This window comes from Bacillus sp. 22446, assembly GCF_052044955.1.
Lineage (GTDB): Bacteria > Bacillota > Bacilli > Bacillales > Bacillaceae > Bacillus > Bacillus altitudinis.
This window is the reverse complement of sequence record NZ_JBQEOD010000001.1, coordinates 352,204-367,943: the sequence shown is the minus strand read 5'-3', so window position 1 is coordinate 367,943 and position 15,740 is coordinate 352,204. Positions and strand designations below refer to the sequence as shown.

Genomic DNA, 15,740 nt, shown 5'->3' with positions numbered 1-15,740 from the left:
TAACACTTTAAGGAAGAAGAGGTGAGTGTTCGATGAAGACAAATGATTATGTAAAATATATGACGCAGGAAATTATTAAATATATGAATACACCACGTGACGAGCGGAAAGAACATAAACAGGAAAAAATGGAGACAAAACCACCATTTTCTCAGCGTTTATTCGGTGTTCTGCCTTTTGGCTTTTCAATGATGCTAAAAAAACGTCATCGACAAAAGTAAAAAGCCGCCAGCAGGCGGTTTTTTTAATGCCATTTTAGCTGTATTCTTCCACAACAATGACTTTATTGACCTTGTTCGAGTAAGGGTTATAGGAAATGGTGACATATACCCCAAATTCTTTGGCCTGATCTTTCAACGTAATATGATATTGCTTCACAGTTTCTTTCTCCCGGTGCCGATCCCACACTTTTTGTTTGAATAAAACATGTGCTAACGGATACCGTTTTTTTGCTTCTTTGACTGCCCTTGTTTCCCATTGATCTGCGGCAGCAGTGATTCCTTTTGCATCAGCTAGATGGGCGCTTTGTATCAAGGGGCTTAACAGTAAACTGAGCATGATCATGATTCTTCCATATTTCAACTAACATCACCTCACCAATTATTATCCTGACCAAATCCTGCACTTTTATGTAAATTTTTAAGAAGTACAAATGTCACAGAAAAAAATATTGAATATGGCGAAAGAATGAGAAAATGGAAGAATTTTCTCGGTAATGTTCTTGTTTAAGAACAAAATGGACTAATTTGACGTTTTGGATTTTATAGGTAATTCCTTATACTGAGTGTAATCGTTCTTTTTAAAGAACAATTGTTCAAGGAGTTGAAAGATTCAATGAAACAGCTGCTCTTTGTACTATTTTGTGCTATTTGTTTGATTTTCACTTCTTTTTTTATTACGTCTACTAATGCTTCTTTTAACGATGTCGAGCATTCGAACTTTGTCATGAAAACATGTGAAAATTTCGAAGAGACAGATCAGCATTGCCAGCCGAAGAAATGGGATAGAAGCCATTTGAAACTGATCGATCAAACGATCATTGAGGGGACAGTCTGTGCGCCTCAAAAGCTGAGCATGTCACTAAAAAATATTGGACAACCCATCGCGCACTCTGAATGGAAGTGGGAACTACATAAAGTAGAGAGTGTTCAGATGCCATTACAAGATGGCCATGTTATTGAAAAAGGTGCTATACAGTCCCTCTCATCAGAAGAAACGACGACTGTCACGGCAGTTAAAGCAAAAACAAATGGAATCTATGTGTTTAAAATCTATTATCCTAAAGGGTTTGGTGGTTCTGAAAAGCCATTCTTTACGTCTCAACATATGCAGCTTTCGAATTGTCAAGAAAAGGCGTCCTAAATAGGGTTTGCCTGCTGAATGAAACATGATATGTAAAGGGGAGAAAGGTATGAAAAAGTGGATGAAAATGTCTGGGAGTATTCTTTACGCGCTGGTCTTCACGATGATGATTGTGTGTATTATTGTCGTGTTGTCATCAAGGACAACAGGCGGAGATCCTCAGATTTTTGGTTATGAGTTCAAGCAAGTATTATCTGGATCAATGGAACCGGAATTTTCGACTGGTTCATTGATTGTTGTGAAACATGTCACCTCACCTGAAACACTCAAAAAAGGGGATATTATTACGTTTCAAACGAAGCAAGACCAATCCTTTGTGACTCACCGCATTGTTGGGGTGAAAGGAAAAGGAGTAAATAAAGCCTTTGAGACAAAAGGAGACCACAATATGTATCAAGACGGCACGCTCGTCAAAGCGAATCAAGTGACTGCGCAGTATACGGGCGTGAACATTCCTTATGCAGGAAAGCTTCTTTCGTATGCAGGAACTTCTGCTGGGACCGCTCTTTTGCTCATTATTCCAGGGGTGATGCTGCTTGTTTATTCAACCATTCATTTTGTTGGTGCTGCCAAACATCGAAGACATACGGCTGAGTTACATATGTCAGAGGAACAAGCATAAATTTTCGTTTGTAACCTAAATCAGGTTTCAATAAAACAATTTATTAGGGGGTTCAATCATGGCAATGAAAAAATCAATTCGTTTAGGTGTTTTATCGGGAGCGTTAGGTCTTGCTTTAATTGGCGGGGGAACGTGGGCTGCATTTAATGATGTTGAGACGGCAAACGCGGTCTACTCTACAGGAGAGCTGAATCTATCTGCAAAAGAGAATTCCGGCGCCATCAACCTTGCGAACATAAAACCCGGTGACCGTATAAAGAAGGAATTTAATTTTGAAAATAAAGGGTCTCTTGCAATTAATCAAGTGCTGATGAGTCTTGATTATAGCCAGTTTCAAGATGGAACATCAGCGAAAAATGGCGGGAAGAATACAGCTGAAGAATTCCTCAGCCAATTTCAGGTGAGTGTTCTAACGGTTGGAGCCGAAGGTGGGAATGGATACCCGAAAAATATTATTTTAGACCATGCAAACCTGCTTGACCTGCATCTATTAACGTCAAAGCAGGATCAGACCGCATTTGAAAAGCTTCGTCATGCCGTCGATGAGAAGTTTTTACATGAAAGTGGTAAAATTAATGTTGCCACCGTTGATGGATCAACAGCTCCAGAGTATGACGGCATTCCAAAGAATCCGTTTGATTACGATAAAATGGAAATGATCATTGAATTTGTCAATGACCAGACGAAGGATAAAGCGGGTAACTATATCCAAAATAAATACCAAGGCGATGCGATTCAAGTTGATCTTTCCTTCGAAGCGACTCAGTGGAATGGTTTAACGATCAATCCGAAAAAGCATACGGATGAAAAAGGCTACGTGAAAGAAAACGAAAAAGCACACAGCGAAGATAAAAAATAAAGTCAGTCTTTAGACTGATAACAAGATCTGCATAGCAATTGGAGGAGTATGCGCTAAAATATGCGCATTACTCCTCTTCTTGCTTTTTTTTCCAGATTTGATAATCTAAAAATTCACGAAATTGCTTTTTCGAAACCCCTGATGTCATTGCATCTCGAACTAGTTTTTCCCATTCACTATCTAATTGACCATCGTATTCGGTTTCATCATTTTCGTTTAACAGTGTATGAACCGAGACGTCCAGAACAGCGGAGACTTTTTCAAGAAATTGAATGGAGGGGTTTGTTTGCAAGTTTCTTTCTATTGAACTTAAATAAGACTTCGCTACCCCAGCCTTTTCGGCCAGTTCTGATAGTGAGTAGCCTTTTTCATTGCGGTATTGTTTAATACGCTGGCCAATCAATGTCATCACCTTCCTTTCGATATTATAGCACATTCAGAAAGGTTTGATAGAATGACTTCTTGCCATAGGGGGAGACTCAGAGGACTTTTCGCGTGATTTGAGAAAATGACGGACTTCTTCAACTGTTAGTCCCGCTTTGCGCGCTTCGCGTAATAATTGAACCCATTCACTGTCTAATAACTTCGTTTTCTTTTCCATACAAATACCCTCCTAAAATACTGAATCGTGTATTTCAGGCACTTAACGCATGAAATGGAAAAACACAGGTGATAAGACCTCATAGATTGCTTGCGTCATGTTTCCGCCCAATACAAACAGACAAACGTTGCTTTTGATTGATCGAAAATTTGATATCACATGAAAGGGAGGGAGACTCGCTAAGTCAGCCTCCTCTTTTTTGCTGTAAGTAAAAAAGTCCGCCATTTTCAATCGTAAGACTGATTTTTGGTTCGTATAAAGTTTTAAGTGCTTGTCTTTCTATTTCATATTCTACAGATGTGTCTGAAGTCCCTTCATAAAATTGGTTTAAAAGTTCCGAGTCTTCTTTCCACTTTTGAACAGCTCTTACCGCCCAATCATCCGGCTCTTCATTGGCATAACGTTCCATCAGGCTGTAAAGCCGTTTGACGCCGCTCTCTGGCTTAATCATCGTACTCATTGTGAAGCAATAATCAGGAATTTGAGACGATAGCTCACGCGCTTCCAGCTTCTCTTGAAATTGTTCGATGACTTCTCCGCGTATTAGATGAAGTCCAAGAGACAGCAGTTTGTCTTTTTTACGGTCTGCCAGATAGGATATTTTGACATTGAGACCAAGCCACGGCTCCAGTGCGATCTGGCTGTTTGTGAGCGGTCTGACTTTTTCGTACAGCCGAATAAAACGGCCTTGCTGTTTCACAACCTCGAATATTTGGAATAAACGAGGGGAGCCGAAGTGGACAAATTCTCCTTCGACCGAGTCATCAGCTTTTTTTTGATCGGTGATCAAAGTCAATTGCCGCGGCTCAGGTACGCCTCCCGTTTTTTCGAGCCAATGCCAATAAAAAGGGCGGTTCATGATCAATTTATCCATTTCGATTGTCAGCTGTACGGTCAGGTGCCCTGCACTTTCTTCAAGTATGTCGCATTGGTTTGCCTGAAAGAAACGGAGAAGAAATGTGTGAATCTCGCGCTGCTCCATTGGTCAACTCTCCTTTATGAACCTTGCTGTCTTTCTTCTAAAAACGGTGTTTGTGTTTCTGTTAAATAGGAAGCAAATTGGGTTAATTTCTTTTTCATGTCTACGTCAGACTCGTGCTGGAAGAGAATTTGATGCAATTCTGTTTCAGCATCTTGGATATCAATTCGGGTTAAAATATCATCTAGATCGCCAATGACGTTTTCAAACAGCTGAATTTTTTCATATAAAAGTTTTAAAATATGTTCTTCGACTGTCCCGCTGGTTGCCATATTGTAAATGTGGACATCCCGCTCTTGACCGAGCCGGTGAATACGTCCAATTCTTTGTTCCAAGCGCATTGGGTTCCACGGAAGGTCGTAGTTGATGATTTGGTTGCAAAATTGAAGGTTGATCCCCTCGCCGCCTGCTTCTGTTGCGATGAGCACTTGCGCCCGCTCTCTAAATAAATCTTTCATCCAGTCTTTTTTACTCCGTTTAAACCCGCCTCGAAAAGGAACCGAACTGATGCCGTTTTGCTGGAGAAACCATTGTAAATAAATTTGTGTCGCGCGGTATTCAGTGAAGATAATGACTTTTTCATTTAATTGCTGAATGAGTTTAACGACTTCAATTGCTTTAGAATTTTGTTCTACCTGGTTGATTTTCTCCATGATGTGCATCATCGCAGAAGCACCTAGAATGTGTTTTTCCTCTTCTTGCATTTTTTTAATGGTCATATAGACGGCCTCACGACTCGAACAGCATTCTCGTTCTAAGGTCATAATTGAAAACATGTGCTTCGTATAGGAAGGGTTTTCTTTTAACTGACAAATTTCATCATATAGTGCTTGTTCTGTCGGGGAGAAATCAATAGAAATTGTCTTCACATGACGCTTTGACCACTCGATGCCAGTGTCTTGTCTCCGGTTCCGAATCATGACTTTATTGACTAACTGTTTTAGCCGGTCATGGTCTTCAAGTTGAAGGTCTTTTTTGGCAAAGAGGTCTTTAAATTGTGTTTCATTACCTAAATGGCCTGGCTTCAACAGAGAGACGAGATTAAAAATTTCTCCTATCCGATTTTGGATAGGTGTGGCTGTGAGCAGTAGGCAGAACTTTTTATTCAAATTTCTCACAAACTCATAGTTTTTCGTTTTATTGTTTTTCAGTTTGTGTGCTTCATCAATAATGACCATATCGTAGGAGATGGATAAGATCGTGTCTCGATGCGGCTGTCTTTTGGCTGTATCAATTGAGGAAACCACAACATCGCACTGCTCCCACACATAGCTCTTCTTTTGCTCGACAGCATCTATGTAAAATTTCGTCCGCAGTTCTTGTACCCATTGGGACACAAGGGAGGCGGGTACGAGAATGAGAATCTTTTTGGCAAGTCCGCGAATCATGTATTCTTTGATAATCAGTCCTGCTTCAACGGTTTTTCCAAGACCCACTTCATCTGCTAAAATGGCTTTCCCATTCATCTCTTCTACGACTCTTCTAGCGACTTCGAGCTGGTGTTTTAAAGGAGTAAATGCAGGCAGGTGCGCAGGTGCTTGCAGTCCTTCAAATGAATCAATGGCTGTCACTTTTTGTACCTGTGCTGCTAAACGGTACATATCCCAATTCGCCCAGGGGCCGTCTGCTGTAAGCCGCTTTTGAAATTCACTTGCCCATTTTTGATCAAATATCGTTTGAATATTCAATGTGACCGCCTGCCTTTCTGGTAGAGTGATGATAAAATCGTTCTGTTTTTAAACGCTTCATTTTTTGATAGCGATTTAAAAGATGTTATATATCAATAAAAGCGAACGATTATGAATGATTATTTTAAAAATGTTAATGATTTTTCTGTTGCTCTTCATCCATTTCTAATGGTAGGATGTTGGTAAGTGATCTAGAGAATAAGTCACCCATTTTGATAGTATGTCCAATAAAGGTGAAGAATATGAGCGGATGATGGTATGGGGAGAGACCTAGCGGTTATTTTGCACTGACAGGCGCCGAAGGAGCAAGCTGAATTGGTTCAGTGAATCTCTCAGGCAAAAGTACTCTTACCGGACGCAACTCTGGAGAGTGTTTGCGCAGCGATTTTTAGCAAACCACCAAAGGGGAAAACGCACAATGATGTTGTGCTGTAAACTTTCAGGTGCAAGGACAGAGACTTCTTTTTGATAAAAGGGAGCGCTCTGTCCTTTTTTGCTGTGATTTTTTTCTGAAAATTCAGCTTGTGATGTGCACTGTAAGAAAAAAGGGGGAAACGATTGATGTTGAAACGAACACCGCTTTTTCATGCGTATGAAACGTTTGGCGCAAAAACCATTGACTTCGGGGGCTGGGAATTACCTGTCCAATTTTCTTCCATTAAAGAAGAACATGAAGCTGTTCGAACAAAAGCAGGACTGTTTGACGTGTCTCACATGGGTGAGGTGGAAGTCACAGGTCAGGGAGCCCTTCCTTTTTTACAAAGGTTATTAACCAATGATCTGTCAAAGCTGACAGACGGTAAGGCACTATATACAGCCATGTGTTATGAAGATGGCGGAACGGTGGATGATCTGCTCGTCTACCAAAAAGAAAAGAACAACTATTTGCTTGTGATCAATGCTTCAAATATTGAAAAAGATGTGGATTGGCTGCTGAAACATCAAGGTGAGGAAGACGTTTCGATTAAAAATGTCTCTGATCAAACCGCCTTGTTAGCCCTTCAAGGACCTCTTGCTGCTGACATCATCAAAGATGTTGCGGATGAAGAGGTAACGTCATTGAAGCCATTTACGTTTTTATCAAAAGCAATCATTGCGCAAAAAGAGGTGCTTGTATCAAGAACCGGCTACACAGGAGAAGATGGCTTTGAAATCTACTGCCAGTCAGAAGATGCTGTTCACCTTTGGACCGCTTTATTAGAAGCCGGACAGCCGAAAGGACTGATTCCATGTGGACTCGGTGCACGTGACACCTTAAGATTTGAAGCAAGACTTCCGCTTTATGGCCAAGAGCTCACGAAGGATATTTCTCCTTTAGAAGGCGGCATTGGTTTTGCTGTTAAAACGGATAAAGAAGCAGATTTTATCGGAAAAGATGCACTTAAAAAACAAAAAGAAGAAGGACCGAAGCGAAAGCTTGTCGGGATTGAAATGATAGATAAGGGGATTCCGCGGACAGACTATCCAGTCTTCTCGGGAGATAAGCAGATTGGTGTAGTCACAACCGGTACACAATCTCCAACATTAAAGAAAAATATTGGGCTTGCCTTGATTGAAACATCAGAGGCGCAGCTTGGGACAGAAGTGGAAGTGCAAGTTCGTAAAAAACGTCTAAAAGCCAAAATCGTCGCCACACCATTTTATAAAAGAGCCAAATAACGAGGAGGAATAGAGGATGAAGCACAGGTATTTGCCGCAAACAGAGCAAGATCAAAAAGAAATGCTGGATGTCATCGGTGTTCAGTCAATTGATGAGCTTTTCTCAGATATCCCAGAGAAAGTCAGATTCAAAGGTGCGTACAACATCAAAGAAGCCGCATCTGAAACAGAGCTAGTGCGGGAATTGTCTCGTCTTGCTGCAAAAAATAAAGATACAGTGGCCTATGCCTCGTTTTTAGGTGCTGGTGTGTATGATCATTACCAGCCTGTGATTGTCGACCATGTGATTTCACGTTCTGAATTTTATACAGCGTACACACCTTATCAGCCTGAAATTTCTCAAGGTGAATTGCAAGCAATCTTTGAATTTCAAACAATGATTGCTGAGCTGACCGGTATGGATCTTGCCAATTCCTCGATGTATGATGGCGGAACGTCATTAGCTGAAGCAGCGATGCTGGCTGCAGGTCATACAAAGAAGAAAAAGATTGTGGTTTCTGAGACGGTTCATCCTGAATCAAGAGCGGTGCTGAAAACATATGCGAAAGGTCAGCATATTGAAGTCGTCGAGGTACCTGCGCGAAAAGGTCAGACCGATCTAGCTGCATTAGAAGAAGCCGTCTGCGACGAAACAGCAGCGGTCCTTGTACAATACCCAAACTTCTTCGGTGTTGTTGAACCATTAAAGGACATTGAACCGATTGCGCATAAAGGGAAAAGTTTATTCATCGTCTCAAGTAACCCGCTTGCACTTGGTTTACTGACACCACCAGGAAAGCTTGGGGCAGATATTGTCGTTGGTGATGCGCAGCCATTTGGCATTCCAGCTGCATTTGGCGGACCTCATTGTGGATATTTCGCTGTGACGAAAAAATTAATGCGAAAAGTGCCGGGGCGTTTAGTCGGGCAAACAGAAGACGAGAACGGTGTGCGAGGATTTGTGCTGACCCTTCAAGCGCGCGAGCAGCATATCCGAAGAGACAAAGCGACTTCAAATATTTGTTCAAACCAAGCATTAAATGCGTTAGCCGCTTCTGTTGCGATGACGGCGCTTGGGAAAACAGGCATCAAAGACATTGCCTATCAAAACGTACAAAAAGCCCATTATGCCAAGACGCAGGCAGAAAAACATGGGTTACAGGCTGAAATAGAGGGTGCTCATTTTAATGAATTTGTGTTGAAACTGAATGAACCTGTGAAAGAAGCGAATGAGCGATTGCTTAAAAAAGGAATCATCGGCGGATATGACTTGGGACGGGATTATCCAGAGCTTCAGCAGCATATGCTCGTCGCTGTGACAGAACTAAGAACAAAAGAAGAAATTGATACGTTCATCAAGGAATTGGGGGATCGTCATGAATAAACAAGATCAGCCGCTTATTTTTGAATTATCCAAAGAAGGAAGAATTGGTTACAGCCTGCCTGATTTAGACGTACCTGAGGAGAAGCTCCCAGATTTATTTGATGAAGCGTATATCCGCCATGAAGATGCTAAGCTGCCAGAGGTTTCTGAACTGGATATTATGCGTCACTACACAGCATTATCTAGGCGTAATCACGGGGTCGATTCTGGCTTTTATCCCCTAGGCTCTTGTACGATGAAATATAATCCAAAGATTAACGAAAAGGTGGCACGTCTTGCAGGTTTCTCGCATGTGCATCCACTTCAAGAGGCAGACACTGTGCAAGGTGCATTAGAGTTACTTTATGATTTAGGTGACCATTTAGAAGAAATTACAGGAATGGACGCCGTGACATTACAGCCTGCGGCAGGAGCACATGGCGAATGGACGGGGCTCATGATGATTCGTGCATACCATGAAGCAAGAGGAGATCTTAAACGAACAAAAGTCATCGTGCCTGATTCTGCTCATGGAACAAATCCCGCATCTGCAACAGTAGCTGGATTTGAAACGATTACGGTGGCATCTAATGAACATGGGCTTGTCGATTTAGACGACCTGCGCCGTGTTGTCAATGAAGAAACAGCGGCTCTCATGCTCACAAATCCAAATACACTCGGCCTTTTTGAAGAAAATATTTTAGAAATGGCTGAAATCGTCCACGGAGCAGGCGGGAAGCTTTATTATGATGGAGCGAACTTAAATGCTGTATTAAGCAGAGCAAGACCGGGGGATATGGGATTTGATGTGGTTCACTTAAATCTTCATAAAACCTTTACAGGTCCACACGGAGGAGGAGGCCCCGGTTCAGGTCCAGTTGGCGTGAAAAAGGATTTGATTCCATATTTGCCAAAGCCAGTGCTTGTGAAGAAAGAAGGTCGTTATTTCTTTGATTACGATCGTCCAGAATCCATCGGCCGTGTGAAACCGTTCTATGGGAACTTTGGTATCAATGTCAGAGCGTATGCGTATATCCGCTCTATGGGACCAGACGGCTTAAAGGCTGTAACGGATCATGCGGTGTTGAATGCAAACTATATGATGCGCCGCTTATGTGCTCATTATGATTTGCCATTTGACCGTCACTGTAAGCATGAATTTGTCCTTTCAGGTAAACGTCAAAAGAAACTAGGTGTGCGGACGCTTGATATTGCCAAACGATTACTTGATTTTGGCTATCATCCGCCAACGATTTACTTCCCGCTAAATGTAGAGGAATGTATCATGATTGAACCAACTGAAACAGAATCAAAAGAAACCCTTGATGCATTTATTGAAGCGATGATTCAAATTGCAAAAGAAGCGGAAGAGAACCCAGAAATCGTACAGGAAGCACCACATACAACCGTTGTGAAACGAATGGATGAAACAAAGGCTGCACGGAATCCAGTGCTGGTTTTTGAAAGAAAATAAAAAGACTCATGGGGGCATTAGCTCCCAGAGTCTTTTTTGTTAGTTCTTTGTTTTAATGCGGCCGCCCCATTTTTTAAAGCCGCCCTTTAAATTATAAATCTCACGACAGCCATTTTTACGTAACGTTTGAGCAGCCTTTCCGCTTCTCAAATTATTTTGGCAATAGAGATAAACAGGCTTGTCAGGACGTATTTCATTTTTGCGCTGCTTTAATTGTGAAAGGGGAATGTTTCTTGCGCCTAAAATATGTCCACCTTCAAACTCATTTGGTTCTCTCACATCAATGAGTTGGGCTTTGCGGTAACCTTTGATAAATTCTGCTTCCGTCAGCGTTTTCATTATGCGCTGCTGATAAATGTAACTGCCGATGGAATAAAGAACGAAAAGTCCACAAAGTGCGAGGACGATATAGTTGAATATTGGCAATACGACTCGACTCCTTCTTGAGCATCAGCACAGTCACCTGTCTGATGGTACGTTTTAGACAAATACTATTATAGTAAAGCAAAAGAAACTTGTCATCATAAATGGTAAGAATTATTTTCAATTCCTTCCCTATTTGATAGACTGATGAAGAGAGAAAATCGGTGGTCACCACCATTATCTAACATTGACTAAGTAAAAGAGAAGGGATTTTATATGCAAAAAGAGAAATGGTGTTTCATTGATACAGGAAACCAAGACCCTGCCTTTAACATGGCAATGGACGAAGCCTTGCTTTATTGGCATAGCGAGAAGCTGATCCCGCCTGTGATCCGTTTTTATGGTTGGAATCCAGCGACATTATCTGTTGGATATTTTCAACATGTTGAAAAAGAAATCAACATGGAAGCGGTTGAGCGCTATGGTCTTGGATTTGTTCGCAGGCCTACAGGAGGCCGCGGCGTTCTTCATGATCAGGAATTGACTTACAGTGTGATCGTGTCAGAAGAGCACCCAGAGATGCCGGCGACGGTGACAGAGGCATACCGCGTCATTTCAGAAGGGATTTTAGAGGGCTTTAAAGAACTAGGACTCGATGCATATTTTGCCATTCCTCGTACAGAAAAAGAAAAAGAAAGCTTAAAAAATCCAAGATCGTCTGTATGTTTTGATGCGCCTTCATGGTACGAGCTTGTTGTAGAAGGTAGAAAAGTAGCAGGCAGTGCGCAAACAAGACAAAAAGGTGTGATCCTCCAGCATGGCTCGATCTTAATTGATCTTGATGAGGACAAATTGTTTGATTTATTTCTGTATCCAAACGACCGGGTGAGAGAGCGGATGCAGCGCAGCTTTAAAAACAAAGCGGTGGCGATCAATGAAATTTCAGATCGAACATGTACGATAGACGATGCGCGTGTTGCATTTAAACGAGGGTTTGAAAAAGGATTAAATATCGAGCTTGTGCCTTATGAGCTGACAGATGAAGAGTTGGCATTTGTTCATCACCTCGCCAAAACGAAATACGCCACAGATGATTGGAATTACAAGCGTTAAGACGAAGGACTCTTCTTGTTTTTTAATGGGCGATGGTGTAGAATTGTTATGATTATTAAGTAAAGGTGCATTTTGGAGGGGTTTTATGACTACACCTAGTATGGAAGATTATATTGAACAAATTTATATGCTGATAGAAGAAAAAGGATATGCAAGAGTATCTGATATTGCAGAAGCCCTCGCTGTCCATCCCTCCTCTGTAACAAAAATGGTTCAGAAGCTAGATAAAGATGAATACCTCATTTATGAGAAATATCGTGGTCTAATTTTAACCCCGAAAGGCAAAAAAATTGGAAAACGTCTCGTATACAGACATGAACTGCTAGAGCAATTTTTAAGAATCATTGGTGTAGATGAAGAGAAAATTTATGATGATGTAGAAGGTATTGAGCATCATCTCAGCTGGAACAGCATTGACCGCATCGGCGACCTCGTCCAATTCTTTGAAGAAAACGATGAGCGATCCGTTCAGCTGAAAGCGATTCAAAAGAAAAACGAACAAACAAATCAAGAATCTTAAGAAAAAGGACACCCTTAGCATGGGTGTCCTTTTTGAATATAGTTCTAATGAAAGGCAAATGCTCCTACACTATTAATAGTGTGACAGAAAAGGGGGCTCCTTGATGAAGATAGATGGTGTGTTCTCAGGTGGAGGCATTAAGGGTGCAGCACTTGCAGGCGCCTATGAAGCGCTTGAAGCAAGAGGGTTTCAATTTGTCCGTCTCGCTGGAACAAGTGCGGGAGCGATCATTGCTTCACTCATCGCAGCGGGTTTTACGAGTCAGGAGATTCGGGAGCTGTTAGACGAAATGGATGAGCATCAATTGCTTGACCGAAGGTGTCAATTCATCCCGTTTAAAATGCTCAGGTGGGTGTCTATTTATTGGCGTCTTGGCCTTTACAAAGGTGACCGTCTAGAAAAATGGCTGACAGACGTGTTAAAACGAAAAGGCGTCACCGTATTTGGGGATCTGAAAAAAGATACGCTCAAAATCGTCGCTTCTGATTTAACAAATGGCAAAATCCTCGTCCTTCCAGATGACCTTCCTTCCTATGGGTTAAATCCAGAACGGTTTTCTGTTGCCAGATCCATTCGGATGAGCTGCAGTTTGCCGTATTTTTTCGAACCTGTCAAACTGAGGTCTTCAAAAGGAATTTGTACCATCGTGGATGGCGGCGTGCTCAGCAACTTTCCGATTTGGCTTTTTGCTGAAGAGAAAAAAAGACCGTTTGTCGGTGTCACATTAACCCCAAACGAAAAAGAACGCCCTCAACATTCCATCCGCAATGCGTTTGAACTGTTTGGCGCTCTATTTGAAACGATGCGTGGTGCTCATGACGAAAGACATATTGCCACAAAACACGAACGTCATATTATTTTTATCCCTGTAGAACACGTCATTGCCACTGATTTTCATCTCATGACAGAAAAGAAAAAGGCGCTCGTCGATCTAGGCAGACAGAAGGCCGAGCAATTTTTAAAGAGCTGGACATTTTAAAATAAGGCGCGATTTTTCTTTTTGTTTTTCTTGCCTTCAATGACTGTCAAATGTGTTTGGCTTTTCTTTTTGAGAAGGACGGGCTTAGACTTGTGGTCAGTCGGCACGCTTCGCAAATGAGTGACCCGGTTTTTCATCTGGCTTTTCGTTTTTGGTTTAGGCTGCTGGTAGCGACGTTTTGATTGTTTGACTGCTTTACGATAAAGATTTCCTTCTGTTCCAGTTCTTCGATTCATCAGCCATCTAAATAAGAAAAATAGAACCGCTCCAATGATCACAACTGATAGCAGCATCGTAAAGAGTCTGCCTGGATTCGTTGTGAGTAAATACACAAATCCCAAAACACCTAAAGCGAAAATAATGGTAAAAGCAGGATGTACTCGGCGATTCATAACTGTCCACCTCCGAAAGAATTTACCGGATTTATAAACTAGATCACTTGATGAGCAGAATCTGATGCTTGTTTCGCAGATGCTTCCTCTAAACGAAGAAGTTCATTAAAACTTGCAATGGCTACCTCGACTTGATCATCAGAGGGTTCTTTTGTTGTGAGCAATTGCAGCCAAAGGCCAGGATAGCCAAGCACTTTAAGCACTGGCACGTCACGGAGTTTGTTTGTGAGCTGAAGCACTTCAAATGAAATGCCCAGAACAACCGGAATAAGCGCCAAGCGATTCAGAACTCTCACCCACAAAGGATCTGTCGGTACGAGTAAATAGACGAACATGCCGACAATGACAGTGAATAAAATAAAGCTGCTGCCGCATCGATAATGCAGGCGAGATTGGCTTTGGACATTTTCCACTGTGATGTCAAGATTCTGTTCATAGCAGTTTATGACTTTATGTTCTGCCCCATGATATTGAAATACCCTTTTAATTAAAGGGGTCATGGAAATAAAGTAAATATAGCCTAATAACAGGATCAATTTAAAGAATGTTTCCACTGCAATTTGTGCGAAGTTTCCAGAAAACACCGGACGCACAAGTTCGGCTAAAAAGACAGGCACTAAAGTAAAGACAAATTTACTAAAAAGAAGAGAGAGAACTCCGATCACAGCAATGCCAAAGATCATTGATAATTTCGAGCTTTTTTGTTCTTTTTCAAGAGAATGATCTTCAGAAGGATCTAAGTCATAGCGCTCGCTGGAGAAGTTTAAGTGCTTACTGCCGTTTGCGCTTGCTTCAACAAGTGCAGCAACACCCCTGACAAAAGGGATTTTCTTAAGAAAGGCGGTTCGTTTATTGGAGGTCCGGGGAAGCTTTAAAAACTCAATCGACTCATCCTTACGCCGAATCGCTGTCACATAGTTCATTTTACCTCCGAACATGACACCTTCCACAACTGCCTGCCCTCCATATGCTGGAGGTTTTGTTTGATTGGACATATTTCATCAACCTGCCTGTTTCCTGTAATTTACATGCATTTCCTTATACCTTTATTGTACAGGAAAAGAGGGGAAATCACTAGCTCACAGGTCGATTATCTACTAGAATTCTATCTACCTCTTTTTAGCCAGTATACCCTGTTATAAAAATTTTACACTCTCGCACGGAAATCCTTTTTTTTCATGACATTTTGGACATACTACTTGCTGGAGGTGTTCATATGAAACGTGATGAAAAGAAAAACCAAGAAGAAAAAAATCAATCAGTACAAACGTCTTCAATGGTGGCAAGGGCAGCAGCTACAGGTTTTGTCGGCGGAGTTTTTTGGGGCTTTATCGGATTTCTGACCCATATGTTTCATTTTTCAGAGGTGAGTCCAAATATGCTGTTGCAGCCATTTGTGCTTGGTGAATGGAAAAAAGGCGGACTTGGTACATTTATGAGTATTGTACTTTTAGGGATTTTATCTATTGGAGCAGCCTTTATTTATTATGGACTGCTCAAACGAATCAAAGGTTTTTGGATGGGACTGATTTATGGCGCAATTTTGTGGCTGCTTGTTTTTTATGTATTTAATCCTATATTCCCCGATGTGAAGCAAGTGCAAGATTTGCAGCAAAGCACCATTGTGACGACATTTTGCCTATATATTTTATATGGCATGTTTGTCGGGTACAGTATTTCATTTGAATATAATGAATTAACGAGTCAGAAGCTTGCAAGGGCACTCGGGAAAAAGACAGAATAAAGTGTAAATCCACCTTTCATATGATAAAATTATTTTTGGAAAC

The 15,740-nt window shown here is 41.4% G+C and carries 19 protein-coding genes and 2 riboswitches; of the genes, 11 read left to right on the top strand and 8 right to left on the bottom strand.

Features of this window, described 5'->3' with window-relative positions:
* Positions 1-32 precede the first annotated feature (32 nt).
* Positions 33-221, top strand: a complete 189-nt coding sequence (locus ACTJJD_RS01980; RefSeq protein WP_008360237.1) for a YqzE family protein — start codon at positions 33-35, stop codon at positions 219-221.
* A 34-nt stretch (positions 222-255) separates the two neighbouring features.
* Here ACTJJD_RS01980 and ACTJJD_RS01975 read toward each other — a convergent pair whose 3' ends face one another.
* Positions 256-582, bottom strand: coding sequence for a DUF3889 domain-containing protein (locus ACTJJD_RS01975; protein ID WP_242730660.1), 327 nt, complete (start codon positions 580-582; stop codon positions 256-258).
* 252 nt (positions 583-834) lie between these two features.
* On the opposite strand from ACTJJD_RS01975, the gene tapA reads away from it, so the two are divergent.
* Genes tapA through tasA form a run of 3 tightly spaced genes read left to right on the top strand, consistent with a single transcriptional unit; the run spans position 835 to position 2,843 of the window.
* Positions 835-1,362, top strand: a complete 528-nt coding sequence (gene tapA / locus ACTJJD_RS01970) for an amyloid fiber anchoring/assembly protein TapA (RefSeq protein WP_073413951.1) — start codon at positions 835-837, stop codon at positions 1,360-1,362.
* Between the two features lie 49 nt (positions 1,363-1,411).
* A complete protein-coding gene (gene sipW / locus ACTJJD_RS01965; RefSeq protein ID WP_017357979.1) occupies positions 1,412-1,984 on the top strand; it encodes a signal peptidase I SipW in 573 nt (190 codons plus the stop codon).
* Between the two features lie 58 nt (positions 1,985-2,042).
* Complete coding sequence (gene tasA / locus ACTJJD_RS01960) at positions 2,043-2,843, top strand: biofilm matrix protein TasA (RefSeq protein ID WP_008342195.1); 801 nt, start codon at positions 2,043-2,045, stop codon at positions 2,841-2,843.
* A gap of 67 nt (positions 2,844-2,910) precedes the next feature.
* Here tasA and sinR read toward each other — a convergent pair whose 3' ends face one another.
* The 4 genes from sinR to ACTJJD_RS01940 form a co-directional block, all read right to left on the bottom strand.
* Positions 2,911-3,246: a transcriptional regulator SinR gene (gene sinR, locus ACTJJD_RS01955; RefSeq protein WP_017357978.1), complete on the bottom strand. Its 336-nt coding sequence runs from the start codon at positions 3,244-3,246 to the stop codon at positions 2,911-2,913.
* A 33-nt stretch (positions 3,247-3,279) separates the two neighbouring features.
* Positions 3,280-3,444, bottom strand: a complete 165-nt coding sequence (locus tag ACTJJD_RS01950) for an anti-repressor SinI family protein (RefSeq protein WP_008342197.1) — start codon at positions 3,442-3,444, stop codon at positions 3,280-3,282.
* Positions 3,445-3,628: 184 nt separating this feature from the next.
* On the bottom strand, positions 3,629-4,426 hold the full coding sequence (locus tag ACTJJD_RS01945; RefSeq protein ID WP_007501215.1) for a YqhG family protein: 798 nt from the start codon (positions 4,424-4,426) through the stop codon (positions 3,629-3,631).
* A 14-nt stretch (positions 4,427-4,440) separates the two neighbouring features.
* Entirely contained in the window at positions 4,441-6,111 is a 1,671-nt protein-coding gene (locus ACTJJD_RS01940; RefSeq protein ID WP_440600370.1) for a DEAD/DEAH box helicase, read from the bottom strand.
* Positions 6,112-6,361: 250 nt separating this feature from the next.
* A riboswitch (glycine riboswitch) is annotated at positions 6,362-6,469 on the top strand.
* Between the two features lie 3 nt (positions 6,470-6,472).
* A riboswitch (glycine riboswitch) is annotated at positions 6,473-6,568 on the top strand.
* 104 nt (positions 6,569-6,672) lie between these two features.
* On the opposite strand from ACTJJD_RS01940, the gene gcvT reads away from it, so the two are divergent.
* Genes gcvT through gcvPB form a run of 3 tightly spaced genes read left to right on the top strand, consistent with a single transcriptional unit; the run spans position 6,673 to position 10,586 of the window.
* Positions 6,673-7,770, top strand: coding sequence for a glycine cleavage system aminomethyltransferase GcvT (gcvT, locus tag ACTJJD_RS01935; RefSeq protein ID WP_019743009.1), 1,098 nt, complete (start codon positions 6,673-6,675; stop codon positions 7,768-7,770).
* A gap of 16 nt (positions 7,771-7,786) precedes the next feature.
* Positions 7,787-9,133, top strand: coding sequence for an aminomethyl-transferring glycine dehydrogenase subunit GcvPA (gcvPA, locus tag ACTJJD_RS01930; protein WP_345910964.1), 1,347 nt, complete (start codon positions 7,787-7,789; stop codon positions 9,131-9,133).
* The gene (gcvPB, locus tag ACTJJD_RS01925; protein WP_035390797.1) at positions 9,126-10,586 is read left to right on the top strand and encodes an aminomethyl-transferring glycine dehydrogenase subunit GcvPB; all 1,461 of its coding nucleotides are present in this window, start codon (positions 9,126-9,128) and stop codon (positions 10,584-10,586) included. Before gcvPA ends, gcvPB begins: the two co-directional genes overlap by 8 nt.
* A 39-nt stretch (positions 10,587-10,625) precedes the next feature.
* Here the strand turns inward: gcvPB and ACTJJD_RS01920 are convergent, their stop codons facing one another.
* Complete coding sequence (locus tag ACTJJD_RS01920) at positions 10,626-11,006, bottom strand: rhodanese-like domain-containing protein (protein ID WP_110487391.1); 381 nt, start codon at positions 11,004-11,006, stop codon at positions 10,626-10,628.
* Between the two features lie 219 nt (positions 11,007-11,225).
* Between ACTJJD_RS01920 and ACTJJD_RS01915 the strand changes: the two genes are divergently transcribed.
* The 3 genes from ACTJJD_RS01915 to ACTJJD_RS01905 all read left to right on the top strand — a co-directional run bounded on the left by ACTJJD_RS01915 (position 11,226) and on the right by ACTJJD_RS01905 (position 13,561).
* The gene (locus ACTJJD_RS01915) at positions 11,226-12,062 is read left to right on the top strand and encodes a lipoate--protein ligase family protein (protein ID WP_017357972.1); all 837 of its coding nucleotides are present in this window, start codon (positions 11,226-11,228) and stop codon (positions 12,060-12,062) included.
* A gap of 85 nt (positions 12,063-12,147) precedes the next feature.
* Entirely contained in the window at positions 12,148-12,582 is a 435-nt protein-coding gene (gene mntR / locus ACTJJD_RS01910; protein ID WP_003215946.1) for a transcriptional regulator MntR, read from the top strand.
* 103 nt (positions 12,583-12,685) lie between these two features.
* Complete coding sequence (locus ACTJJD_RS01905) at positions 12,686-13,561, top strand: patatin-like phospholipase family protein (RefSeq protein ID WP_440608053.1); 876 nt, start codon at positions 12,686-12,688, stop codon at positions 13,559-13,561.
* On the opposite strand, the gene ACTJJD_RS01900 is transcribed toward ACTJJD_RS01905, so the two are convergent.
* Positions 13,558-13,953, bottom strand: a complete 396-nt coding sequence (locus tag ACTJJD_RS01900; protein ID WP_024422959.1) for an SA1362 family protein — start codon at positions 13,951-13,953, stop codon at positions 13,558-13,560. The two genes, ACTJJD_RS01905 and ACTJJD_RS01900, sit on opposite strands and share 4 nt — an antisense overlap.
* Positions 13,954-13,991: 38 nt before the next feature.
* A complete protein-coding gene (locus ACTJJD_RS01895) occupies positions 13,992-14,948 on the bottom strand; it encodes a DUF1385 domain-containing protein (RefSeq protein WP_017357970.1) in 957 nt (318 codons plus the stop codon).
* 221 nt (positions 14,949-15,169) lie between these two features.
* Between ACTJJD_RS01895 and ACTJJD_RS01890 the strand changes: the two genes are divergently transcribed.
* Positions 15,170-15,697 (top strand): YqhR family membrane protein, encoded by a 528-nt coding sequence (locus ACTJJD_RS01890; protein WP_035390792.1) that lies wholly within the window; start codon positions 15,170-15,172, stop codon positions 15,695-15,697.
* Positions 15,698-15,740: the final 43 nt, after the last annotated feature.